The following is a 22261-nucleotide window of genomic DNA, read 5'->3' as shown; positions in this document are numbered from 1 at the left end:
GAAGCGCCGCCACGGGCCGCCACGGGCGGGTCCGGCGTCGGCTCGCGGGTCCGGCGCCGGTAGGGCCGACGCCGGTTCGCGGGCCGGTTACGCGGAGGGTCCGACGCCGGGGGATTCGACCAGGCGGGAGAGCACGATGGTGCTCCGGGTCGAGGTGACGAAGGATTCGGCACGCAGCCGCTCTAGGGCATCCTCCAGGTGGGCGATGTCCGCGGCGCGCAGGTGCACCAGCGCGTCCGCCTCCCCGGAGACGGTGTACGCGCCGACCACCTCGGGGTGCCGGCGGACGGCCACGCCGATCTGGGCGGGAGTGGTCCGGCCGGCGCAGAACAGCTCGACGAACGCCTCCGTCGTCCAGCCGACGGCGGCCGGGTCGACGACGGCCGTGAATCCCCGGATCACCCCGGTGGCGCGCATTCGGTCGACCCGGCGCTTGACGGCGGGGGCGGAGAGTGACACCCGGGTGCCGATGTCGGCGTACGAGGCGCGCGCGTCTGCCACGAGCAACGCAATGATTCGCTGGTCTACGGCATCTATCTGCAACGTTCCGCCTTCGGGAAGCAATGGTTGTGGCTGTTACCAAAGTTGTAGGGTACCTACCCTTGGTCACCGTGAACCAGCAGCGAGTCCTGCGAAAGCGGACATATCTCATGTGCTCGCCGGAGCGCTTCGCCGTCGAGTACGCGATCAACCCGTGGATGGACGTCACCACCCCCGTCGACGCGGAGTTGGCGGTCAGGCAGTGGGACCGCCTCCGGGGGACCCTGGTCGGCCTCGGTCACGAGGTGCACCTGCTCACTCCCGAGCCGGGGCTGCCCGACATGGTGTTCGCCGCCAACGGCGCGTTCATGGTCGACGGGACGGTGTACGGCGCCCGGTACAAGCACGAGCAGCGGGCCGCCGAGGCCGGTCTGCACCGGGCGTTCTACGAGGCCCAGGGGTGGCGGTTCATCGCACCGGGCGAGACCAACGAGGGCGAGGGCGACTTCGCGTATCTGCCGGAGGCGCACGGGGGCCTGATCCTCGCCGGCCACGGCTTCCGCACCGAGTTGCCCGCGCACGCCGAGGCGCAGGAGGCGCTCGGTCGACCGGTGGTGTCGCTGCACCTGGTCGACCCGCGCTTCTACCACCTCGACGTGGCGCTGGCCTCGATCGACGACGGGAACGTCGCCTACTACCCGGGCGCCTTCTCGGCGGCCAGCCAGCAGGTCCTTGCCCAGCTCTTCCCGGACGCGGTGCTCGCCGACGACGCCGACGCCCTGGCCTTCGGGCTGAACCTGGTCAGCGACGGCGCGAACGTCGTGCTCAACGGGGCCGCGACCCGGCTCGCCGGCAGGCTCAAGGCCGCCGGATACACGCCGGTGCCGGTCGAGCTGTCCGAGCTGAAGAAGGGTGGCGGCAGCGTGAAGTGCTGCGTCGCCGAGCTGCGCCTCTGACCACGGCGGCGCTCGGCGGCCGCACCACCGCACGGGCGCGTCGGCGGGGAGGGGCCGGTCTCACCTGGGGGAGACCGGCCCCTCGCGCGTCCGCTGCCGCTCGACACCTGCCCGTCGAGGTCCGGCCCATTGAGCCGAGCCCTCGACACCTGCCGGCGTCGCGGCGCGGCCCGTTCAGCCGAGCGTGGCCAGCTCGTTGATCAGCACGTTGGACAGCAGCCGGCCGTCCCGCTGGACCTTGCGCAGGTACCACTTCTGCTGCGGGGTGCGTGGCTGGTTGAACTGCCACGCCCCGCGCGGGCTGTCGATCTGGCCGATCTTGCCCATCGCGAGGTTGACCTGCTGCGAGGTCGGGTCCGGCCCGGCCAGCCGGATCGCCTTGTCCAGCACCTGAGCCGCGTCGTACGACGCCATCGCGTAGGTGGTGGGCGACGTGCCGTGGGTCTTGCGGTACGCCGCGGCGAAGGTGCGGTTCGCGGTGTTGTTGAGGTCGGCGGAGTAGTTCAGCGCGGTCACGATGTTGCGCGCCTCCACCTCCTGCACCTCGCTGAGCACCGTGCCCTCGGTCAGAAAGCCGGGGGCGTAGATCGGGCCGGCGTACCGCTCCCGGTGCAACTGCTTGATGAACTGGACCGCGGACGGCCCGGCGAAGTGGCAGAAGATCGCGTCCGGCTTCCGGCTCAGCGCCCTGCGGATGTCGGCGCCGTAGGTGGTGCTTTCCGGGGTGGTGGTGGGGTCGGTCCAGATCACCGGGTCGGAGATCCGGGGGTCCGTCGAACCGGCCGCGCTGAACTGGGCCTGGAGGCCCTGGATCACGTCCCGGGAGCCCAGGTTGTCCGGCGCGATCATGGAGATCCGGCTGCCGGCGGGAAGCCGCTGCGCCATGTACGGGCCGAGTGCTCGGCCCGGCTCGTCCAGTACGTACGAGGTGCGCCAGATGTAGACGACGCTCTGCAGGCTCTTCGGGGAGGCGTTGGAGCCGATCAGCGGGACCCGGGCCTTCTCCACGGTGTCCCGGATGCCGACCATGACCGCCGAGTTGACCACCCCGGTCAGCGCCAGCGCACCCTGCTTGAGCAGGTTGTCCACCGCCGCCTTGCCGGTCTTGGCGTTGTCGCCCTCGTCGGCGGTCAGCAGGGTCACCGGGTGGCCGCCGAGTTGCTGGTCGTGCAGGGTGAGGTAGAGCTGGAAGCCGTTGAGGACCTCGTCGCCGATGGCCTTGTAGCCGCCAGACTGCGGCGCGATGAGGCCGATCTTGACAGGGGCGCCGGTGGGGGCCGAGCCGTCCTCGTCCTCCGCGGCGCAGGCGGTGGTGAGGCCGGTGGTACCGAGAGCGGCCAACAGTTGGAGCGCCCGCCTACGGTTCATCTGGGACACCGAGTTCCTTCCGGGAGCTGAGCAGGGCCGATACCGCCCCTTCGGCGTTCTACCCCCTCCGCGACGCTGCGTCAATGACAGTGATCAACCTGCAAGGAACGCAGCGCAAGGGCCACTTCGGGCCAGGCGGACGACTCCGGATCGATAAGCCCGAAATGCTCGCATCCAGGGAGCTCGACCAAGCGGATCCGGCTCCCCGCCGCCCGCGCGGCGGCGACGTAGGACCTGCTCAGCGCCACCGGCACCTGCCGGTCCAGGGTGCCGTGCACGACTACGGTCGGTGTCGGTGGCGGTACCCGAACCGCGGGGTCCGCGTCCGCGTACCGCTCGGGGTGCTCCGCCGGGCTGCCGCCGAGCAACGCCGCCACCGCGCCCGAGTCCAGGTCCAGCCGGTACGCCTCGGCGAGGTCGGCCACCGGGGCCAGCGCCAGCACCCCGGCCACCGTGTCCGGGGCGGACGCGGCGGCGTACAGCGCGAGGTGGCCGCCGGCCGAGTGGCCGACCAGCAGCGGCGGACCAGGGCACAGCCGGCCCCCCAGCACCGGCCCGGCCAGCCCCGGCAGCGCCGCCACCCCGGCCAGCACGTCGGTCAGGGTGCCTGGCCAGCCGCCCCCCGGCTGACCGGTCCGCCGGTACTCCAGCTGGGCCACGGGGTGACCGAGCTCGGCCAGGGCCGCCGCCAGCGGGCCGGTGTGGGCCCGGTCGTACTCCGCCCGCCAGAAGCCGCCATGCACCACCACGACCAGCGGCCGGGGCGGGCCGTTCCCCGTCGGGCGGCGCAGGTCGGCGACCTGGTCCGGATGCCTGCCGTAGGCGACGGTGGCGTCCGGGGCGGGGGCGGAACGGTCGAGCACGGCACGGGGGTCGGCGGGCATGCCGGCGACGGTAGCGCGGAAACTCGCAGCCAGGATCGGTCCCGGCGAGCGTGCCGCCGCTCGGCTGGGCGAAGATGGGACGCATGACCGAAGTGCACTCCGCTGGACAGAACGACGAGCCGGATCACGAGGGTGTCGGGGGCGCCGGCATGGTGGTGGTGGTCGGCCCGGACGGCCGGCCGGTCGGCACCATGCAGACCGACGAGGCCGTCGGGGAGGACCCGACGCGCCTGGTGGAGCAGCCGGCCAAGGTGATGCGGATCGGCAGCATGATCAAACAGCTGCTGGAGGAGGTCAAGTCCGCCCCGCTGGACGACGCGAGCCGGCACCGGATGCGGGAGATCCATGAGCGCTCGATCGTCGAGCTGAAGGAGGGCCTGGCCCCCGAGCTCCGCGAGGAGCTGGAGCGGATCTCGCTGCCCTTCGCCGAGGACAAGGCGCCCAGCGAGGGCGAGCTGCGGATCGCCCACGCCCAGCTCGTCGGCTGGCTGGAGGGGCTGTTCCACGGCATCCAGGCGGCCCTGGTGGCCCAGCAGATGGCCGCCCGGGTGCAGCTGGAGCAGATGCGCTCCGGCCGGCAGGCGCTGCCCAGCGGCCCGGCCGGGCTGGTGCCGGGTATGCCCGGCATGCCGGGCATGGGCCAGCCGCAGGGCGGCGAGGGGCACAGCACCGGTCAGTACCTCTGACCGCCGCGCGCCGGGCCGTCCGCGGCCCGGCGCGGCTCACCCCACCCCGAAGACCTTCTCCAGGTACGCGGCCACACCGTCCTCCGAGTTCGCCGAGGTGACCTCGTCGGCGATCTCCAGGACGGCGGGGTGCGCGTTGGCGACCGCCACCCCCCGACCCGCCCAGGCCAGCATCGGCACGTCGTTGGGCATGTCGCCGAAGGCCAGCACATCCCGCTGGTCGATGCCGGCCCGGGTGCAGTACCAGGCCAGCCCGGCGGCCTTGGTCACCCCGGCCGCCGAGATCTCCACGAGCCCCGTGTACGACGAGTGGGTCGCCTCGGCCAGCCCGCGCAGCGCCCCGGCGACCACCTGGACGAACAGGTCCGGATCCTGTTCCCCGGCCCGGGCCAGCAGCTTCACCGCCGGCACCGAGTGCAGCTCCTCGGGCGAGGTGATCGCCCGGATCGCCTCGGCGTCGGCGTCCCAGCGCAGCGGGTAGCCCGCCTCGTGCCGCATCTCCCGGCTGTCGACGATCTCCACGGCGAAGCTCACCCCGGGCACCTCGGCGCGCAGCCGGCGGGCCACCTCGGCGAGCAGTTCCGGGGCGAGCGGGTCGGCCCGCAGCACCTCGTCGGTCACCGGGTCGTACACCACGGCCCCGTTGGCGCAGATCGCCGGCAGCGGCTCGGCGAGCTGCTCGTACACCAGGGAGAGCCAGCGGAGCGGGCGGCCGGTGACCAGCACGACCGGGGTGCCCCGCGCGGACATCCGGGCCAGCGCGTCCCGGGTGCGTGGGCTGATCGCGCGGTCGTCGCCGAGCAGCGTGCCGTCGATGTCGGTGGCGACCAGCCGAGGTGTCTCTCCCATCACCGGGAGAGTAGTCGGTCCAGGTAGACCGCGACTCCGTCGTCGTCGTTGCGCAGGGTCACCTCGTCGGAGGCGGCCCGGACCGCCGGGTGGGCGTTGGAGACGGCCACCCGGCCCCACCCGGCCCACGCGAACATCGGCAGGTCGTTGGGCATGTCGCCGAAGACCAGCACCTCGGCCGGGTCCACCCCGAGCCGCTGCGCCACCACGGTCAGCCCGGACGCCTTGTCGACGCCGGGCGCGCAGATCTCGATGAAGCCGAGCCCGGCCTGGGTCAACGATGCGACCTCCGCCGGGATGATCCGGCGGGCGGTCTCCAGCAGCGTGTCCACGTGGTGTTCGGCGGTCCGGGCGAACGCCTTGATCACGTCGCCGGAGAGGCACTCGTCGCGGGTGCGGGCCTCGAACCGGTCCGGGTACGGCCAGCTCGGGTGGTAGTCGCCCCAGAGCGGGGCGTCGTGCTCGTCGGATGCCTCGACCATCACGGTGAGCGGGCCGACCGCGGTCTCCAGGTCGGCGACCAGCCGGGCCAGCACCTCGCCGGAGAGCCGCTCGTCGCGCAGCACCAGCGGGCCGGCCGGGTCGCTCTGGTCGACCACCCGGCCCCCACCGGCCATCACCAGGAAGTCGGCGGCGCGGATGTCGTTGCGGGTCAGCTCGGTCAGCCGTGGCCCCCGACCGGTCGCGCAGACCACGGGGATGCCGGCGGCCCGCACCCGGTCGAGCACCTCGTGCGTGTACGCCGAGACCGTCTCGTCGCTGCGGACCAGGGTCCCGTCGAGGTCGGTGGCGATCAGCTTGGGTAGTCCCGGGCGGGTCATCGTTCCTCCTTCGCCCGCCGCCGTCGCGCCGGCCCGTTCGTTCGGTCGTCGGTGCCTTGACCGGGAGTGACGGCGGGCAGCAACCGTACCTCGCCGCGCAGGTCGCAACATGGCTTCCCGGCGAACCGGCCGGCACCGGTGGACGGCCACCCGGTGTCCCCGCCACCGGCCCGGCGGCGGTCGTGAGCGGCGTGGTGCAGCCGTGGCCTGAGATGCCGGCGGGGTGCCGGGTCCGCGCCGCTTGGCGGGGCGCCGGGCTTCCGTCGAGCCCGGTGATCAAGAGGTTTGCGTCAGGGTTCACGCCCACGATGACGCAAACTTCTTGATCAACACGTGGGCCGGCGGGGGACGTGTGGGTCGCCGGACCCCGGCGGCCGGGGCGGTTGTCAGGCGGGCGGTTCGGGGCGGGCGAACGGCAGCGTGGGCTGGACGGTGAGGTCCGCCGGCGCGGGCGGCAGGTCGGCGTCGTGGCCCGACCGGGGCGTGCCGCCCCGCCAGCCCCAGCGGCCCGGGTCCGGCTCGGGCTCCGCCGGCCCGGCCCCGTCGACCGGGGCGCTCTCCCGGCCGGGCGGGCCGGGGGCCGGCACCCGACCGGCGAGGTGCAGCGCTGCGGTCAGCAGCGCACAGGCCGCGAAGGCCATCACCAGGCCCCGGCCGTAATCGACCCGGAAACCGTCCTCGGAGGAGTAGAAGAAGGTGCGCTGGCCGGAGTCGTCGAGCGAGAACGCCGTGGCGACCAGGACGCCGAGTAGGGCCGCCGCCAGGGCGAGGCCGGCCACCCGCGCGTTGTGCCGCACTGCGGGTGTGCCCCGCAGGGCCAGGGCCACCGCCGCGGCCAGCGCGAAGAGGCCCATCAGGTAGCCCACCCCGAACCCGCCGATGTCGGACACCCCGCCCGGCACCCGCAACGTGGTGTTGCCCTCGGGGCCACCGTTCGGCACGGTCAGCACCATCCACTCGCCGACCAGGGAGGCGAAGGCAGCCGCCAACCCGAGACCGGCCGGCAGCAGCGGCAGCCGCCAGTCCCGCCCCAGCCCCGCCAGCGTCCGGCCGGCCCGCCCGGGAGGCGTGGGTTCGGGCCCGCCCCACTCCAGGACGGCGGTGCCGTCGGACCGGGTGTCCTGCCGGGGGATGGGGAGATCCTGGGACATCGGCCACCTCTCCACCGCTCGCGGGCCTGAGCCGAATAATGACACAGCCGACACCGCGCGGCCGGGAACCGGATCGGCTCCGGTCCCGTCGGCGGGATGACCGGCGGACGCCGGGCCGCAGGGCCGCCCGGAACCTGATCCGATCGGACGCAGTCGGTCGCCCGCCGTCCGGCTTTCGGTTAGCGTCGGTGCATGCCTATCCGTACCGCATCCGCACGCTGGCAGGGCGATCTCACCGAGGGTTCCGGCACGGTCCGCACCGGCAAGGGCGGGCTCCAGGGGAACTACTCCTTCAAGTCGCGCTTCGAGGAGGGCGAGGGGACCAACCCCGAGGAGCTGATCGGGGCCGCCCACGCCTCCTGCTTCTCGATGGCGTTCTCGAAGCAGCTCGCCGACGCCGGCGTCACCGGCACCTGGGTGGAGACCGCCGCCAAGGTGCACTTCGACAAGACCGACGCGGGGATGACCGTCACCCGGATCGACCTGGAGACGGTCGGCCAAGCGCCGGGCCTCGACGAGGTCCAGTTCACCAAGCTGGCCGAGACTGCCAAGGAGAACTGCCCCATCTCGCGCCTGCTCTCCCCGGGCGCCCAGATCAGCCTCACCGCCCGCCTCGCCTCCTGACCCCTCCGGCGCACCGCGCCCGCCCGTCGCGGAGGTCCCCGTCCGACCCGGATGGGGGCCTCCGCGTGCCGGGCCGGATCTTGGGCTCGGCGGAGCGGGGCGGCTCGGGAAGAATGGGGGCGTGGCGGTGGAGATGAGTCGGGAACGTTTCGAGGAGCTGGTCGGCGACGCCCTCGACGAGGTGCCCGAGGAACTGCTCGGGCTGATGAGCAACGTGGTGATCCTGGTCGAGGACGATCCGCCTCCGGGCGACGGTGACCTGCTCGGCCTCTACGAGGGGCACGCGCTCACCGACCGGGGCTGGGACTACTCCGGCGTCCTGCCGGACCGGATCCTCATCTACCGCCGTCCCATCCTGCGGATCTGCGACAACGAGGAGGACGTCGTCGACGAGGTGGCGGTGACCGTGGTGCACGAGATCGCCCACCACTTCGGCATCGACGACGACCGGCTGCACAACCTCGGCTGGGGCTGAGATCCACTTGCCGGCGCCGCCCCACGGCGACCGTCACCGGGCCGACTTGGCGGCCCCGCTCGGCCGATGCCGCCGGTTGCGCTGGCCGCCTACTCTCCGGGCAGGCACCCCGAATCAGGAGGCACTTCCATGCGCAGCGCGCTGTTTTCCGCCGAGAACCTGGAGAAGGAGTCCGCCCAGCCCGGCATGCGGCTGCAGAACTCCAAGATGTTGAAGATCGAGCTCAACGGCGAGGCGATGGCCCGGGTCGGGTCGATGGTCGCCTATCAGGGGCAGGTGCAGTTCCAGGCGCTCGGCTCGGGCGGCCTGGGCAAGTTCCTCAAGCAGAAGCTCACCGGCGAGGGCGTCCCGCTGATGAAGCTCAGCGGCCGGGGTGACGTCTTCCTCGCCGAGCTGGCCAAGGACGTGCACATCGTCGACCTGGAGCCGGGCGACGCGCTGTCCATCAACGGCTCGAGCGTGCTGGCCTTCGACTCCACCCTCCAGTACGACATCAAGATGGTCGGCGGCGCCGGGATGGCCTCCTCGTCCGGCCTGTTCAACTGCGTCTTCACCGGCCACGGCCGGATCGCGATCACCACGAAGGGCACCCCGGTGGTGCTGAACGTCGACGCCCCGACGTACGTCGACCCGCAGGCCGCCGTCTGCTGGTCGGCAAACCTCCAGACCGGCTACCACCGGGCCGAGCAGTTCGGCCTGGGCTCGCTGCTGGGCCGCACCACCGGCGAGGCGTTCACGATGAGCTTCGCCGGGCAGGGCTTCGTGGTGGTACAGCCCTCCGAGGAGCCGCCGGTCGCCGGCAGCGGCGCCCAGGAGCAGCAGGGCGGCCTGCTCGGCGGCCTGCTGAGCTGACCGACCGGGGCGGGGTGCCCGCGCAACCGGGCACCCCGGTCTCAGCTCAGCTCGCCGGCACGCAGCCGGGCCAGCCAGGCCGCCGCGTCGGCGTAGTCGGCGTCCGAGAGGCCGGCCGGGGCGGGGACCGGCCGTTCGGCCGCCCCGTCGGCCCAGCGGTGCCGGGGGTACGACCCGAGGAAGCGCACGTCCGCACAGACCCGGCGCAGCCCTCGCAACGCCTCGCCGAGCCGGACGTCGGCCACGTGGCCGGTGCAGTCGAGGAAGAAGACGTACCGGCCCAGCGCCTCGCCGGTCGGCCGGGACTCGATCCGGGTCAGGTTGACCCCGCGCACGGCCAGCTCCATCAGGACCGACAGCAGGACACCCACCCGGTCGTGGGCGATGTAGACGGCCAACGACGTCACGTCGTCCCCGGTGGGGGGCGGCGGCGGGCCGGGGCGGGACAGCAGGGCGAACCGGGTCACCGCATCGGCGTGGTCGGCGATCTTGTCGGCCAGCACGGCCAGCCGGTGCCGGGCCGCCCCGATGGGGGCGCAGATCGCCGAGTCGTACTCGCCACCCGCGGCGCCGGCTGCAGCGGCCCCGTTGGAGAGCACGTCGACCACGACGGCGTCCGGCAGGTACGTGCGTAGCCAGCCACGGCACTGGGTGGACGCCTGCGGGTGGGCGGCCACCGACCGGATCGCCGCCAGGGAAGTCCCCTGGCGGGCGCCGAGCACGAACTCGACGGGCAGGATCACCTCTCGCGTGATCACCAAGGGCTCGCCCTCGGCCAGCTCGTCCAGGGTCACCCCGACCGCGCCGCCGATCGAGTTCTCCAGCGGGACCAGGGCCGCGTCGGCGTCCCCCGACCGGACGCTCTCCAGCGCCTCGCCGACGCTGCGGGCGGGCGTGCGGGTGCCGTGTTCGGCGGCGGGCACGGTGCGCAGTGCCTGCTCGGCGAAGGTGCCCTCGGGGCCGAGGTAGACGAAGCGGGTGGGCGGTGTTCCGGGCATGTCGCCCAGCCTACGCACCCGGTACGCCTCCCGGGACGCCGTCGCAGGCGAGCGTCCGGATGCCGATCGGCCCGGCCACCCGTACCTCGATGGTGCAGACGTCGGTGCCGGCGGTGACCAGCTCCAGCGTGCCGGGCCAGCCCCGGGTGACCACCTGGAGCTCCTCGTGCCCGGTCACCCGGAGCACCGTGTACTGCCAGTCCCCGGCGCAGAGCGGGCCGGTGCCCACCTGCACCCCGACCGCCCGGGGCAGCACGTCGGCCGAGCCCCGCAGCAGTGTGATCACCCGGTCCCCGGACGGGCCCTCGCGGCATGCGGTGGCGACCAGGTCGGAGCCGGCGGTGGGCGACGGGACGGCCGGCGGCGGGGGGACCGGGACCGGTGGGACGGCCGGGGTGGCGGGCGTGGTCGGGCCGGCGGAGGCGCCCGCCGTGGCGGTCGGCGCCGGGGCCGGCCGGCGCAGCTCCGGCGGCGTGCCGCAGCCGGCGGACGCGAGAGCGAGGGACGCGACGGCGAGCAGCACGGCCGGGCGGGGTGGCCGGCGGGCTGCGGCGCGGTGCGGTGCGGTGGGCGGCACGAGCCGATCCTTGCATCGAAGAACGTCGTGACGGCCGGGTGGCCGAGCCCATCGTAGGAGCCGTTGGCGCTCCGGTGAAGACCGCTGCGGGGATTGTCAGTCGAGGAGGCGGTGGCCGGCCCGGCGCAACGTGGCGGTGGCCTCGTCCAGCCGCACGGCCGGGACCAGCACATGGTCCGTGTCGTAGGTGGAGAACGCCACCACGTTGACCCTTGCCTCCGCCAGCGGGGCGACCAGCGCGGCCAGGGTGCCGGTCACCGGATGGCCGAGGGGCCCGACGACCCGCAGACATCGCCAGTCGGTCTCGGCCTCGGTCTCGTCGGGGGCGCGGGACGCGGGACAGATCACCGAGACCCCATCGGCGGACCAGCTCACGCTGACCACCTCGCCGTCGCCCAGGTCGCCCCACAGGGCGGGCCGGAGGGCGGAGCCGGCGGGCAGCCGGCACACCGCGTACTCCCCCGGCAGCAGAGCGACATCGAGCATGAGGGCACCCTACGGCCTGGGTGTGGGTCCGACCCAGCGCCAAAGGGTGCGGCGAACACCACATTCGTGCAGTTCAGGACGGAGACGGGCGGATCAGATCTCGGAGAAGAAGGTGAGCGAGCCGGCCACCTCGCCGTGGGTCAGCACCGGCGTGGAGATGGCGTCCACCGTGGCGTCCGACCGGCCCGCCGGGGCCTGGACCCGGAGCAGCCCTCGGGCGAGGCGCCCGGAGTGCAGGGCGAGCAGCGGCGGGATCTTGTCGGTGTCCTGCTCGGTCAGCTCGCCCCGGTTGGCGGTGAAGTCGAGCAGGCGCAGGCACCCATCGAGCAGCGGGAGGCCGATCACGTCCTCGGGGCAGCACAGGCAGAGCAGCTCGCAGCCGGCTGAGGAGACCGCGACGACGCGGGTTTCCGCGTCGATCAGCAGGCAGGGCTCGGCCGCGTGGGACACGGTGGCGGACCACTGGCCGAAATTGTCGGACTCCTGCTCCGGCGGCGTCCGAGCGGCGGGCACGAACACTTCCGAGATCGAGAGTTCGACGTGGGCCACCGCGCCTCCTATGTACACCGACGGTCTGTCCACGCTAACCGGTTGTCGCGGGGAACACCGACCACGCTTCAGCCACCAGGCCGCCGGTGATCAGTTGCCCTGCCCCCGGGGCCGGCGACGGCGCGGCCGGTGCTCCGGGTGCTGACCGGACCGCATGGCGTCGCCGGAGACGTTACCGGCGGTTGGCCGGCTTGTCAGCCGCCGTTCGGCCGTCGTCGTACCACCGGTAGTCGGCGGCGGGGCGGTACGTGCCGTTCATCCAGGTGCCGGGGTGCTGCGCGACCTGGGCCAGCTTGTCGGCGGTGGCGGGGCTGATCCGGTTGCCCCCGGCCACGAGCAGGCGGTCCAGCTCGCGGTGGGTGGCCATCAGGCAGTCCTTCGGCAGGCCGTACACGCTGATGACACCGGAACCGACGAAGGTCAGGACCGGCGTCACCGGGATCGACAGCCCGACGGCCGCGGAGAGCGCCTTGCTCGCCCGCCTGGCGTCCCGGCGGGTCTCGGCCACGTAGGGCGGGCGCTTGCCGTTGATCTGGACGACGTCCCCCGCCACCAGCACCCGGGCCCGGCCGTGGTCGGCGATGGTCACCGCGAACAGGCCGCTCGGGCCGATCGCGAGGAACCCGGCCCGGTCGTCCTGCCCCTGGTCGAGGAGTAGGTCCGAATTGTCCGTGCGGGGCCACTCGATGACGTGCCAGGCCGGCCCGAGGTGGTCGAGCCGGCCGAGGGCCCGAGCCCCGGCTGCCTCCAACCGACGGGCACCTCGCTCGGCGCGCCGTCGGCGAGCCCACTCAAGGGGGCTCGGACGGACGGGCTCGAGCGCCCCCGGCGCCTCGGCGCGGGGGTGTGGCACCGACACGGGCGGCAGTGCCCGCGAGGTGGGTGCGCCTCGGCGTGCGGGAAAGACAGTCATCGCGACCTCCGGCAAAAGGTCCCTCGAAGTTATGTCCTCACTACCCTACGTCGACATACCGGGTACCCGGCAAGTCGGAGCGCCGGAGTGAGTGCGGATGAATGCCATATTCATCCGCAGATGTTTTACCGGATGCCGCCAAACCCTGCCCTACCCTTGGCCGAGTGACCCACTACGTGGACAGCGAAGTCGGCCGCCTCGGCACGGTGCTGCTGCACCGACCAGGGCCGGAACTGGCTCGACTCACCCCGCGAAACAACGACTCTCTCCTCTTCGACGCTATCCCATGGGTGGGAAGGGCGCAGGAGGAGCATGACGCCTTCGCCGCCGCCCTGCGCGAACGCGGGGTGGAGGTGCTCCACCTCGCCACCCTACTGGCCGAGACGCTGGCCGTCGGCGAGGCCCGCGCCGAGCTGACCGAGCAGGTGCTCAGCTCGCCCCGGCTCGGCGACACCCTGCGTCGGCGGGTCGCCGACCACCTCGCCTACCTCGACCCGGCCGCCCTCTCCGACGTGCTCATCGCCGGGCTCGCCCACGAGGAGCTGCGGATCAGCCAGGAGCGGCCGGGCGGGCTGGTCTACGCCCTGATGGACCGGCACGAGTTCGTCATCGACCCGCTGCCCAACCTGCTGTTCACCCGGGACTCCTCACTGTGGATCGGGGACCGGGTCGGGGTGACCAGCCTGGCCATGCCGGCCCGCCGCCGGGAGACCACCATCACCGACGCGATCTACCGGCACCACCCGCGCTTCGTCGGCACGGAGTTCGTCTACCACCCGGGGCTGGAGCACCTGGAGGGCGGCGACGTGCTGCTGCTGGCCCCCGGGGTGCTGGCGGTCGGGGTGGGCGAACGGACCACGCCCGCCGGGGCGGAGCGGCTCGGCCGGCAGGTCTTCGCCGCCGGGCTGGCGCACACCATCCTGGTCGTCCCGATCGCCCAGGAACGGGCCACCATGCACCTGGACACGATCTGCACGATGGTCGACGTCGACGCCGTGCTGATGTACGCGAACGTGGCGAGCACCCTGGCCGCGTACACGGTGGTGGCCGGGCCGGACGGCGAGCTGCGGGTGGACGGGCCCGCGCCGTTCCTGCGTGCCGCCGCCGACGCGATGGACCTCGACCAGCTCCGGGTCATCGACACCGGCCTCGACCCGGTCACCGCCGAGCGGGAACAGTGGGACGACGGCAACAACACCCTCGCGCTGGCCCCCCGGCTGTGCGTCGGCTACGAACGCAACACCGGCACCAACGCCCAGCTCGAACGGGCCGGCATCGAGGTCATCCCGATCGCCGGCTCCGAGCTGGGCTCCGGCCGGGGCGGCCCGAGGTGCATGTCCTGCCCTCTGGTCCGCGAACCCCTCATTCGCGAACCCATGGTCCGTGAACCCCTCGTCCGGTAGGAAGGGGCCCCGGCCCGCGCCAGGCGTCGACAGGAGCCCCTTCCGACGCCCGGCGTGGGCGACCTCAGCGGAGGGTGAGCTGACGGCCGAGCAGGCCGTGCCGGGCCCGGCGGCCCGCCGCGTCCAGCGCCTCGCCGGTCTCCAGTGCCTCGGTGTAGCGCTTGGCGAACTCGGTCACCGGCTCCTCCCAGTCGGCGGCCGGGACGTCCTCGGGCAGGTCCCAGACGGGCACGAGGCGGCCGTGCGCGCGGAACATGCCGGCGAACTTCGTGTTCCCGGCGAGGGGCAGCGTGCCCGCAACGCTCAGCCGGGCCAGCGCGTCCAGGGCGGCGTCCTCGTCGTCCGGGAGCACCCAGCGCACGTGCGCCTTCTCCGGCACCTGGCACCAGTACGCGGCCCGCGCCGCGGTGAGCCGCACGGTCGGGTAGATCGCCGCGTTGGCCCGCTCCAGCGAGGCCTGGACGGTCGGGTCGTCGGCGGCCCCCGGGTCGAGCCAGAACTCGAAGCCCTCGTGCATGGTGACGTCCAGCGGCCCGTCGACCAGGATGTCCTGGAGCCGGGGGCCGAGGCCCGGCAGCGGCGGCACCGTGACCGGCTTGCCGGGCTCGGCGCGCAGCGCGCAGAGCAGCGCCTCGGCCAGGTCCCGGGAGACGTCGCCGGACTGCTGGTGGCGCTGGAGGCCGATGAAGACCCGGCCGTCGGCCTTCGTCATCGCCGGGGCCGCCATGGGCAGCACGGTGGCCAGGGTGACGGCTCGGTCGCCGTGCTCCTCGACCAGTTCGGGGACGAGTCGCAGGGGCGCGGACGCGGCCGGGACCAGCTCGCGCAGCGCGATCCACTTCGGCTCGTCGGTCAGCCCCTCGAACGGTCGGGGGACGAAGACGTCCCGTACCTTCTCCCGCTTGGGGGTGGCTTCGGAGGCCCGCTGGCTCTTTCGACGCTTGCTCACGGCGAATCAGCCTAGAGGCCCCACCGGAGGCGGCGGACCCGGCCCGCCCTCGTGGACCCCGGCCTGCCCTCGCGGACCCCGGCCGTCCCGCTCGGCGGGACGGGGGTCAGCCGGTGGCGACGAGGCCAGCGCTGGGGGTGCCGGCGGGGTCGAACTCGGCCCAGACGCTCTGCCCGAGGCCGTCCCGGTCGACGCCCCAGCGGCTGGCCAGGCCGGAGACGATGTGCAGGCCCCGGCCGTCGACGGCGTCCTGGCTGGCGGCCCGCATCCGGGGCCCGGTGCCCGCCCCGCCGTCGGTGACCCGGAGCTGGACGAGGCGCTCGTCGCCGGTGGCCGGGCCCAGCCGCCAGGCCACCCGGACCACCCCGCCGGGGAGCGGCTCCGCGTGCCGGATCGCGTTGCCGACCAGCTCGGCCAGGACGGCCACCAGGTCGGCCAGCAGCATCGCGGGGACGAGGCCGGCCAGCTCGTCGGCGAGCCGGTGCCGGGCCAGGCGCGCGCCGGTCGGGTGGTGCGGCACCACCACGCACCACGACCGCTCGTCCGGCCCTGAGGTCACCGCGCTCCTTCACGCCTTCCAGGTGGCGGCCCGGCCGCGTTCACGCACGCGGCAGCCGCACCTCTGCGACCGTACCGCCACCTGCCCTCGGCCGTAGGGATACCCAGCCATTCTGTTGCTCGACGATCCGGCGGACCAGGTACAGGCCGAGCCCGGCGCCCGGGTAGCCCCGGCGGTCGCCGGACTCCCCCTGCCAGAACCGGTCGAAGGCCCGCTCCACGTGCTCCGGCCGGATGCCGATGCCCCGGTCGCTGACCCGGAACGACACGGTCTGGTCGTTGCCGGTGGCGGCGATCTCGATCGGGGAGTCGGGCGGGGAGTACTTGTCGGCGTTGGTGCCCAGCTCGGTCAGCACCGTGGCCAGGCTCTGCCGCTCGCCGACCGCCTTCGGCAGGCCGGCCGGCACGTCCAGCACGATCCGGCGGCGCAGGTCCGCGGGCAGGTCCGCCACCGCCGACCGGAGCGCGTCGCCGAGGTCGAACGGGGCCAGCGGCTCACCGGGGCGTCCCTCGGTGGCGGAGGCGAGCAGCCGGTCGACCAGCCGGGCCAGCTCGTTGGCCCGCTGCCCGATGACCCGGGCGGCGTGCCGCCGGTCGACGTCGGTCAGCGAGTCCCAGTGGTCGGTGAGGGTGTCCGCGTACCCCTTGATGACGGTGACCGGGGTGCGCAGCTCGTGGCTGGTGACCGCGACGAAGAGGTCCCGGTCCTGGTCGCGTAGCTGCTGGTCGGTGATGTCCCGGAAGGTGACCACCCACAGCCCGCCCGGGCCGGGCAGCTCCCCCGAGGTGATCTTCAGCCAGCGGCCGTCCGGCAGCCGGTGGTCGAGGACCTGACCGGACGGGGGGAGCGGGAACGGCAGCGGACGGTTCAGCGCCTCGGCGGCCGAGAGGCCGGTCACCTCGGCGGCGGCCGGGTTCCACAGCCGGACGTGGCCGCCCCGGTCGACCACGGCCAGCCCGTCGGCCAGCGCCGCCACCACCGGGCCGTCGCCGTGCACCGGCAGGCCGGTCTGGTCGCCGTACATGTGGGCGATGCAGGCGGCGATGTACGCCAGCACCTCGTGCTGCCCGACGGCCGTCGACTCGTCGTGGTCGAGGTAGAAGGCGTGCAGGCTGCCGACGGTGAGCCCGCCGATCTCGGCGCGTGCGACCACCATCCGGCGCAGCCCTCGGTCGATCAGCTCCTCGCCGATCGGGCCGGGGATCCGGTCCACCCGGATGTCGCGGACGCGGGCGCCGGAGAGCAGGCAGACGGTCGCGGGGTCGGTGGGCGACACCGGGCGGCCGACGGCCCACTCGGCGTCCTCGGTCGCGGCGATCACCCGGCCGCCCTTGGGCGCGAACTCCACGAACGCCGTGCTGGCCGCCCCGACGGCCGGCAGCACCACCTGGAGCAGCCGGTTCAGGACCGGCAGTCCGGCCTCACCAGAGTTGATCATTTCGATCACCCTGCCATGGCCGACGATGAGAGCGGCGAGGTCGGTGCGCTCCGGCATGTCCCGAGTGTGCCGCGCCGAACCCTCCATTGGCACCCCTGGCTGTTCAGACATCCAGCCGGCGCCGCTGAGCCAGCGGGTCATTCCGCCCCGGGGACTCACCGGCCCAGCCGGGCCAGCGTGTGGGCCGGCCGGTCGGTGATGATCCCGTCGACTCCCGCGTCGAGCACCAGTTCCAGGTCGGCGGGCTTGTTGACGGTCCAGACGTACACCTGGTTGCCGGCGGCCCGCAGCGTGGGCAACAGCCGAGGGCGGGACCGCACCAGCCCGACCCCGGGCCCGGCGATCCGGGTGCCGGACGGCAGCCGGCCGGGCGGCAGCCAGCGCGGCAGCACGTCCAGCAGCAGCACGGTGGGCAGGCCGGGGGCCAGGTCGTGGACGCGGCGCACGGCGAGTGGGGAGAAGGACATCACGGTGACCCGGACCGGGCTGTCCGGCCCGGGCTCGGCCAGGCCGTACCGGCGCAGCAGGGCCACCAGGCGGCGCTCGACGTCCCGGCCGTACCGGGAGGGGTGCTTCGTCTCGATCAGCAGCCGGACCGGCCGGCCGGCGGCCAGCACGGCGTCCAGCAGCCGTTCCAGGGTGAGCAGCCGGGTGTGCGACTCGTCGGGCGGCTCGTCGCCGTCCGACGGGGCGCAGCCCGGGTGCCAGGAGCCGAAGTCCAGCGCTTCCAACTCGGCGAGCGTGCGGGCGCTGACCAGGCCGGTGCCGTTGCTGGTCCGGTCCAGCCGCCGGTCGTGCACGCAGACCAGGTGGCCGTCGCGGGTCAGCCGGACGTCGCACTCCAGCCCGTCGGCGCCCTCGTCGAGGGCCCGCAGGTACGCGGCGAGGGTGTGCTCCGGCAGGTCGGCCGACGCCCCTCGGTGGGCGAAGACGAGGGGATCCATGCCCGTCGCTCTCAGATGACCTGGCCTGGCCGCCCTTCTGTATCGACCACGGGTCGCCCGACGGCGGCCCACTGGCGCATCCCGCCGTCGGCGTTGCGCACCTGGTCCCAGCCGTTGTTCATCAGGTAGGCCACCACCTGCGCCGACCGGCCGCCGGAGCGGCAGATCACCGCCACCTCACGATCGGTCGGGACCTCGGCCAGCCGGGCCGGCAGCTCCGTCATCGACAGGTGGTGGGCGTCGGGCGCGTGCCCGGCGGTCCACTCGTCGTCCTCGCGTACGTCGAGCAGGTAGGTGTCGTCGGCGATCTCGGTCACGGGCACGGTGGGAACCTGGGGTCCGAACACGGTCACCAAGCCTAGATCCTCGCCGGCCCGAACCTGCGGGCGACGTGCGGAAGAGATGCGACCGGGCCCGTGACGCGGTCAGAGCCGGGTGATCCACCGGGGGTTGGCCTGGGCCCAGTCGGGCATCCGCTCGCCGCGGGCTGCGTCGAACAGGCCGTTCCCCCCGCCATCGAGCACCACGTAGGAGACCTCGTCGATGGTCTCCGGGTGGGAGGGGACCTGCACGCCGGTCAGCGCTTCCGGGGGCAGGTCCCGCAGGGTGAGCGCCAACTCCTCCAGGGGCACCCCGTTGGTGTCGACGGTCAGCGACGCGCCGACCGCCCGGATCAGCCGGTCCAGCCGCACCGGGTCGCGTCGCAGGTTCGTCTCGCCGGCCCGGTCCAGCATCGCCCTCAGGAGCTGCTGCTGGTGGCGCTGCCGGTCGTAGTCGCCGCCGGGCAGGTCGTACCGCTGGCGGACGTAGTCCAGCGCCCGGGCGCCGTTCATCTGCTGGCAGCCCACGGGGAACAGGGTCCTGGTGTGGATCGAGCGGACCTCGGTGTCGACGCACATCCGGATCCCGCCGAGCAGGTCGATGACCTGCCGCAGCCCGGCGAAGTCGATCAGCGCGGCCCCGTCGAAGCGCAGGCCGGTGAGCCGGGCGAGGGTGGCCGAGAGCAGCCGGACCCCGGCCTCGCCGCCGCCGCCGTGCTCGTACGCAGAGTTGATCTTGTCGCTGCCGCCGGCCCAACCGTTCGGCGCGGGCGGGATGGCCACCAGCAGGTCGCGCGGAATGGAGATCAGGTACGCCCGTTTCGTGCCGGCCGGCACGTGCACCACGAGGACGGTGTCCGACCGCTGGTCGTCCCCGGTGGCGCCGGGCCGCCGGTCCGAGCCGACCAGCAGGTAGTTCAGCGCGTCGTCGAGGTCGGTCCGGTCCCGCCGGGCATCCGGGTCGAGCAGCTGCTCCCGGGTCACCGTGCGCTCGTACCGGTGGCTCAGGATCTTGAGCCCGGCCACCGCGGCGGCGGCCAGCAGGGTGAGGGCCAGGCCGGCCCCGAGGAGGGCCCGGCTCCACCGGGGTACGCGCCGACGGGCCGGCTCGCGCCGCCCCCGCCCGGCTTCCCCCGACCTGGTCGTGACGCCCCCCGTCGCCGAACGTGAAACCTTCTCACGTCAGGCTATTGGGGCGACCGGGCCGACGGGCGGCTTTCGCGCAGGCGGGACGGTTTACCCGCAGGTGGGACGGCTACCCGCGGGCCGGACGGCTACTTGCGGGTCGACAGCACGTCCGGGTTGGCGTACACGAACTCGGCGAGCTTGTCGTTCTTGATCGCCTGGAACATCTCCATGCTCTGCGGGCTCAGCGCCTCCTTGGTGCCCGCGGCGTTCGCGTGGAAGGTTCCGCCGTTGGTCCGCAGCATGGTCAGGTCGTTGCCGGTGACCCCGCGCATGGTGAAGATCATGTCGATCATCGGCACCCCGCCGGTGTCCAGCACGAGGGCGTTGCCGGCCGCCTTCATCAGCCCGTTGAGCTTCACCGGGTTGGTCAGCATGCCGTTCTCGGTCGCCTTTTTCGCCATCGCCTTGATGAGCTGCTGCTGGTTCTGCTGGCGGTCGTAGTCGCCGCTGTCCAGGCCGTAGCGCTGGCGGGAGTAGTCCAGCGCCGCCCAGCCCTCCATCTCCCGGCAGCCCTTCTTGTGCAACACCGGGGTCATCTTCTTGCCGGTCTTCTTGGCGTCGGCGTTCCACATCGGCTTGCCGTCGACGTACGACATGTGGTGCGACTTGACCTCCTGGGAGACGCAGATCCGCACGCTGCCGAGAGTGTCGATGACCTTCTTGAAGCCGCCGAAGTTGATGATCCCCGCGCCGTCGAAGCTGACCCCGGTCATCTTCTTGATCGTCTTAGCCATGAGCTGGGCACCCCCCTCCCAGCCGGCCCCGTTCTGGGCGCCGAACTGGAACGCAGCGTTGATCTTGTCCGAGCCGTGGCCCGGGATCTCCGCCTCGGTGTCGCGCGGGATCGAGATCAGGTACGCCTGGTCGTGCGAGGCGGGGATGTGCAGCACGATGATGCTGTCCGCCCGGACGTCGTCGGCGGCCCAGCGCTCGCGCGCGTCCACGCCGAGCAGCAGCATGTCGATCGGGCCCTCCAGGTTCGCGCCGCCCTCGGCGTCGGACTTGCCGGCGTCGCCGAGCAGGTTGCGCTGGGCGATGTTGCCGGTGGCCTGGTCGATGAGCGCCTTGCTGCCCACGATGGCGATGCCGCTGGTCAGCATCAGCACCGCGCCGAAGACCACGGTGAGACGCGCCCAGAGGGGGTCCTTGCGGCGGGCCCGCTTCTTCGCGGGGCCGCCGGGGCGCTTGCCGCCACGGCGGGGCTGCGACGGGACCCGTGCGGCTGCGCCGACGGGCTCCAGCGACGGGGGGCGACGGCTGGCTTGAACCGGCATGCGTGCTCCAGCTCGCGTTTTGAGGGGGGCGGGACCACTGTACGTACCGCTTCCCGTCAAGGCGAGTTCGTCACGCGGTTATTTGCCGTTCTCCCGGCCGTCGCCTTTGGGAATTGCCCGAACGTCCAGATCGATGCGACCGGTCGGCGGTTCGACCCCCGGCGAAGGGGGCTCTACCGCCGACCGGCGATGACGTCTGTCGAAGTAACGGGTGCCGTGCGTCAGTTCCCGTTACCCGTGCCGGCGGCCGGCGGGTTGGCCTTCACCCAGTCGGCCATCGTGTCCGCCGACATGGCCTGGTACATGCCCAGGGCCTTCTCCCGGTCGGAGACCACCACCGACTCACCATTGATCGTGTCGCTGCCCGAGTTCGGGCTGGTGACGAAAATCAGGTTGTCCCCGCGCAGGCTGCGGAACTGCAATGCCATGTCGACCAGCGAGAATCCCTGGTCCACCGTGACCGCGTCGGTCACCGACTGGAGGAAGGCGTTCAGCTTCTTCGGCTTGGTCAGCGTCCCCGTGCTGGCAGCCTTGTTCATCAGCGCCTTCAGGAACTCCTGCTGGTGGCGCATCCGCGCGAAGTCGCCGTCGGGGAACTGCTTGCGCTGCCGGATCCAGTCCAGCGCCTCGGCGCCGTTCATGTGCATGGTGCCCTTGGTGAACTTCCGGAACGGCTTGTGGATCGACGTGACCGAGCGCTCCACCTTCAGGTCGACCCCGCCGAGGGCGTCGGTGACCTGCTTGAAGCCGGCGAAGTCGATCGCCAGCACGTGGTCGATCCGCACGTCGGTGAAGCACTCCACCGTCTTCACGGCCAGCGGCAGGCCGCCGAACGCGAACGCCGCGTTGATCTTCGCCCGCTGGCCCGTGCCGCACTCCGACTGGGCGTTCTCGGGGATCGGCACGTACAGGTCGCGGGGGACGGAGACCAGGTAGGCGGACTTGTGGTCGGCCGGGATGTGCATGACGATGATCGTGTCCGCTCGCCACTGGCTCTGCTGGTCCACCGGGGCGTCCGGGTCCCGCGAGTCGCTGCCGACCAGCAGGATGTTCAGCGCGCCGTTCACCGCCTTGGCCGGGCGACCGCCCGTCAGCTCCGAGAACGGGTCGGTGCGGGCCAGATCGTCGTTGAGGTTGCTGGTGTAGAGCCAGGCGCCCGCACCGCCGAGCAGCGCGAGCACCAGCGCCGCCACGCCGGCCACCAGGGCGATCCGGCGCCAACGCGGCCCCTGCCCGCCAGGTCGCCTCGGCCCGCCGGGACGGTTCGGCCCGCCGGGGCCGGTGGGCCCACCCGGGCCGCTTGGCCCGCCGAAGCCGCCGCCCGGCGACCGGTCGCCGGGCGCGGGGGGCCACTGGGCGTCGGACACGCGGGCGCGTCCCGGGGAGCCCTGGCCGGGGCCGGGGACCGAGGCGCGTCCGGCGCTGCGACGCAGGTGCGGGAGCGGGACGCCGGCGGGAGTGGTCGCTGACATGTACCCGAGGGTACGTAGCCCCGTCGAGTGTCGTGCCGAAGCGCA

The 22261-nt window shown here is 73.2% G+C and carries 25 protein-coding genes; 6 read left to right on the top strand and 19 right to left on the bottom strand.

Translation table 11 applies throughout. The features are described 5' to 3' along the window. Nucleotides 1–87: 87 nt before the first annotated feature. Nucleotides 88–543, bottom strand: coding sequence for an Lrp/AsnC family transcriptional regulator (locus OG617_RS13615; RefSeq protein WP_387022487.1), 456 nt, complete (start codon nucleotides 541–543; stop codon nucleotides 88–90). Between the two features lie 59 nt (nucleotides 544–602). Between OG617_RS13615 and ddaH the strand changes: the two genes are divergently transcribed. Beyond that, the gene (gene ddaH, locus OG617_RS13610) at nucleotides 603–1436 is read left to right on the top strand and encodes a dimethylargininase (protein WP_405101829.1); all 834 of its coding nucleotides are present in this window, start codon (nucleotides 603–605) and stop codon (nucleotides 1434–1436) included. A 174-nt stretch (nucleotides 1437–1610) separates the two neighbouring features. On the opposite strand, the gene OG617_RS13605 is transcribed toward ddaH, so the two are convergent. After that, entirely contained in the window at nucleotides 1611–2813 is a 1203-nt protein-coding gene (locus OG617_RS13605; protein WP_405101827.1) for an ABC transporter substrate-binding protein, read from the bottom strand. A gap of 71 nt (nucleotides 2814–2884) precedes the next feature. Then, complete coding sequence (locus OG617_RS13600) at nucleotides 2885–3688, bottom strand: alpha/beta hydrolase family protein (protein ID WP_405101825.1); 804 nt, start codon at nucleotides 3686–3688, stop codon at nucleotides 2885–2887. 74 nt (nucleotides 3689–3762) lie between these two features. Between OG617_RS13600 and OG617_RS13595 the strand changes: the two genes are divergently transcribed. Beyond that, nucleotides 3763–4374, top strand: a complete 612-nt coding sequence (locus tag OG617_RS13595) for a bacterial proteasome activator family protein (protein WP_405101823.1) — start codon at nucleotides 3763–3765, stop codon at nucleotides 4372–4374. A gap of 36 nt (nucleotides 4375–4410) precedes the next feature. On the opposite strand, the gene OG617_RS13590 is transcribed toward OG617_RS13595, so the two are convergent. From OG617_RS13590 to OG617_RS13580, 3 genes are all read right to left on the bottom strand, one after another. Then, on the bottom strand, nucleotides 4411–5223 hold the full coding sequence (locus OG617_RS13590; protein WP_405101821.1) for an HAD family hydrolase: 813 nt from the start codon (nucleotides 5221–5223) through the stop codon (nucleotides 4411–4413). Further along, the gene (locus OG617_RS13585; RefSeq protein WP_405101819.1) at nucleotides 5223–6044 is read right to left on the bottom strand and encodes an HAD family hydrolase; all 822 of its coding nucleotides are present in this window, start codon (nucleotides 6042–6044) and stop codon (nucleotides 5223–5225) included. The genes OG617_RS13590 and OG617_RS13585 overlap by 1 nt, the downstream gene beginning before the upstream one ends. A 386-nt stretch (nucleotides 6045–6430) precedes the next feature. After that, entirely contained in the window at nucleotides 6431–7195 is a 765-nt protein-coding gene (locus OG617_RS13580) for a hypothetical protein (protein ID WP_405101817.1), read from the bottom strand. A gap of 192 nt (nucleotides 7196–7387) precedes the next feature. Between OG617_RS13580 and OG617_RS13575 the strand changes: the two genes are divergently transcribed. The 3 genes from OG617_RS13575 (at nucleotide 7388) to OG617_RS13565 (ending at nucleotide 9146) form a co-directional block, all read left to right on the top strand. Beyond that, nucleotides 7388–7819 (top strand): OsmC family protein, encoded by a 432-nt coding sequence (locus tag OG617_RS13575; protein ID WP_396676738.1) that lies wholly within the window; start codon nucleotides 7388–7390, stop codon nucleotides 7817–7819. Between the two features lie 127 nt (nucleotides 7820–7946). After that, nucleotides 7947–8294 carry a metallopeptidase family protein gene (locus OG617_RS13570; protein ID WP_396676857.1) on the top strand — a complete coding sequence of 116 codons (348 nt, stop codon included), beginning with the start codon at nucleotides 7947–7949 and terminating at the stop codon, nucleotides 8292–8294. A 129-nt stretch (nucleotides 8295–8423) separates the two neighbouring features. Further along, entirely contained in the window at nucleotides 8424–9146 is a 723-nt protein-coding gene (locus tag OG617_RS13565) for an AIM24 family protein (RefSeq protein WP_387022512.1), read from the top strand. A gap of 41 nt (nucleotides 9147–9187) precedes the next feature. Here the strand turns inward: OG617_RS13565 and pheA are convergent, their stop codons facing one another. From pheA to OG617_RS13540, 5 genes are all read right to left on the bottom strand, one after another. Then, nucleotides 9188–10144 carry a prephenate dehydratase gene (gene pheA / locus OG617_RS13560; protein WP_405101814.1) on the bottom strand — a complete coding sequence of 319 codons (957 nt, stop codon included), beginning with the start codon at nucleotides 10142–10144 and terminating at the stop codon, nucleotides 9188–9190. A 10-nt stretch (nucleotides 10145–10154) separates the two neighbouring features. Next, a complete protein-coding gene (locus tag OG617_RS13555) occupies nucleotides 10155–10667 on the bottom strand; it encodes a hypothetical protein (protein WP_405103680.1) in 513 nt (170 codons plus the stop codon). Between the two features lie 150 nt (nucleotides 10668–10817). Continuing rightward, on the bottom strand, nucleotides 10818–11207 hold the full coding sequence (locus OG617_RS13550) for an ACT domain-containing protein (protein WP_405101812.1): 390 nt from the start codon (nucleotides 11205–11207) through the stop codon (nucleotides 10818–10820). Nucleotides 11208–11300: 93 nt separating this feature from the next. After that, entirely contained in the window at nucleotides 11301–11756 is a 456-nt protein-coding gene (locus OG617_RS13545; protein ID WP_405101810.1) for a PAS domain-containing protein, read from the bottom strand. A 172-nt stretch (nucleotides 11757–11928) separates the two neighbouring features. After that, nucleotides 11929–12669, bottom strand: coding sequence for a hypothetical protein (locus OG617_RS13540; RefSeq protein WP_405101808.1), 741 nt, complete (start codon nucleotides 12667–12669; stop codon nucleotides 11929–11931). A gap of 164 nt (nucleotides 12670–12833) precedes the next feature. Here OG617_RS13540 and OG617_RS13535 point away from each other — a divergent pair, with 164 nt between their 5' ends. After that, nucleotides 12834–14072: an arginine deiminase gene (locus OG617_RS13535; RefSeq protein WP_405101806.1), complete on the top strand. Its 1239-nt coding sequence runs from the start codon at nucleotides 12834–12836 to the stop codon at nucleotides 14070–14072. 64 nt (nucleotides 14073–14136) lie between these two features. Here OG617_RS13535 and OG617_RS13530 read toward each other — a convergent pair whose 3' ends face one another. The 8 genes from OG617_RS13530 to OG617_RS13495 form a co-directional block, all read right to left on the bottom strand. After that, complete coding sequence (locus tag OG617_RS13530; RefSeq protein ID WP_405101804.1) at nucleotides 14137–15021, bottom strand: DUF5926 family protein; 885 nt, start codon at nucleotides 15019–15021, stop codon at nucleotides 14137–14139. 106 nt (nucleotides 15022–15127) lie between these two features. Then, nucleotides 15128–15580, bottom strand: coding sequence for an ATP-binding protein (locus OG617_RS13525; protein ID WP_405101802.1), 453 nt, complete (start codon nucleotides 15578–15580; stop codon nucleotides 15128–15130). A gap of 40 nt (nucleotides 15581–15620) precedes the next feature. Continuing rightward, nucleotides 15621–17075 (bottom strand): ATP-binding protein, encoded by a 1455-nt coding sequence (locus OG617_RS13520; RefSeq protein WP_405101800.1) that lies wholly within the window; start codon nucleotides 17073–17075, stop codon nucleotides 15621–15623. Nucleotides 17076–17173: 98 nt separating this feature from the next. Beyond that, nucleotides 17174–17962 (bottom strand): glycerophosphodiester phosphodiesterase, encoded by a 789-nt coding sequence (locus tag OG617_RS13515; RefSeq protein ID WP_396676747.1) that lies wholly within the window; start codon nucleotides 17960–17962, stop codon nucleotides 17174–17176. 11 nt (nucleotides 17963–17973) lie between these two features. Next, on the bottom strand, nucleotides 17974–18309 hold the full coding sequence (locus OG617_RS13510) for a rhodanese-like domain-containing protein (RefSeq protein ID WP_396676859.1): 336 nt from the start codon (nucleotides 18307–18309) through the stop codon (nucleotides 17974–17976). A gap of 78 nt (nucleotides 18310–18387) precedes the next feature. Next, nucleotides 18388–19326 carry an LCP family protein gene (locus OG617_RS13505; RefSeq protein WP_405103678.1) on the bottom strand — a complete coding sequence of 313 codons (939 nt, stop codon included), beginning with the start codon at nucleotides 19324–19326 and terminating at the stop codon, nucleotides 18388–18390. Nucleotides 19327–19556: 230 nt separating this feature from the next. After that, on the bottom strand, nucleotides 19557–20744 hold the full coding sequence (locus tag OG617_RS13500; RefSeq protein ID WP_405101798.1) for an LCP family protein: 1188 nt from the start codon (nucleotides 20742–20744) through the stop codon (nucleotides 19557–19559). Nucleotides 20745–20965: 221 nt separating this feature from the next. Next, complete coding sequence (locus OG617_RS13495; RefSeq protein ID WP_405101796.1) at nucleotides 20966–22216, bottom strand: LCP family protein; 1251 nt, start codon at nucleotides 22214–22216, stop codon at nucleotides 20966–20968. Between the last annotated feature and the right edge of the window lie 45 nt (nucleotides 22217–22261).

Source organism: Micromonospora sp. NBC_01412 (genome assembly GCF_045040215.1).
Taxonomy (GTDB): domain Bacteria; phylum Actinomycetota; class Actinomycetes; order Mycobacteriales; family Micromonosporaceae; genus Micromonospora; species Micromonospora rubida.
Note: the sequence above shows the minus strand (reverse complement) of the source record. Positions and strands in the feature narration are given on the sequence as shown.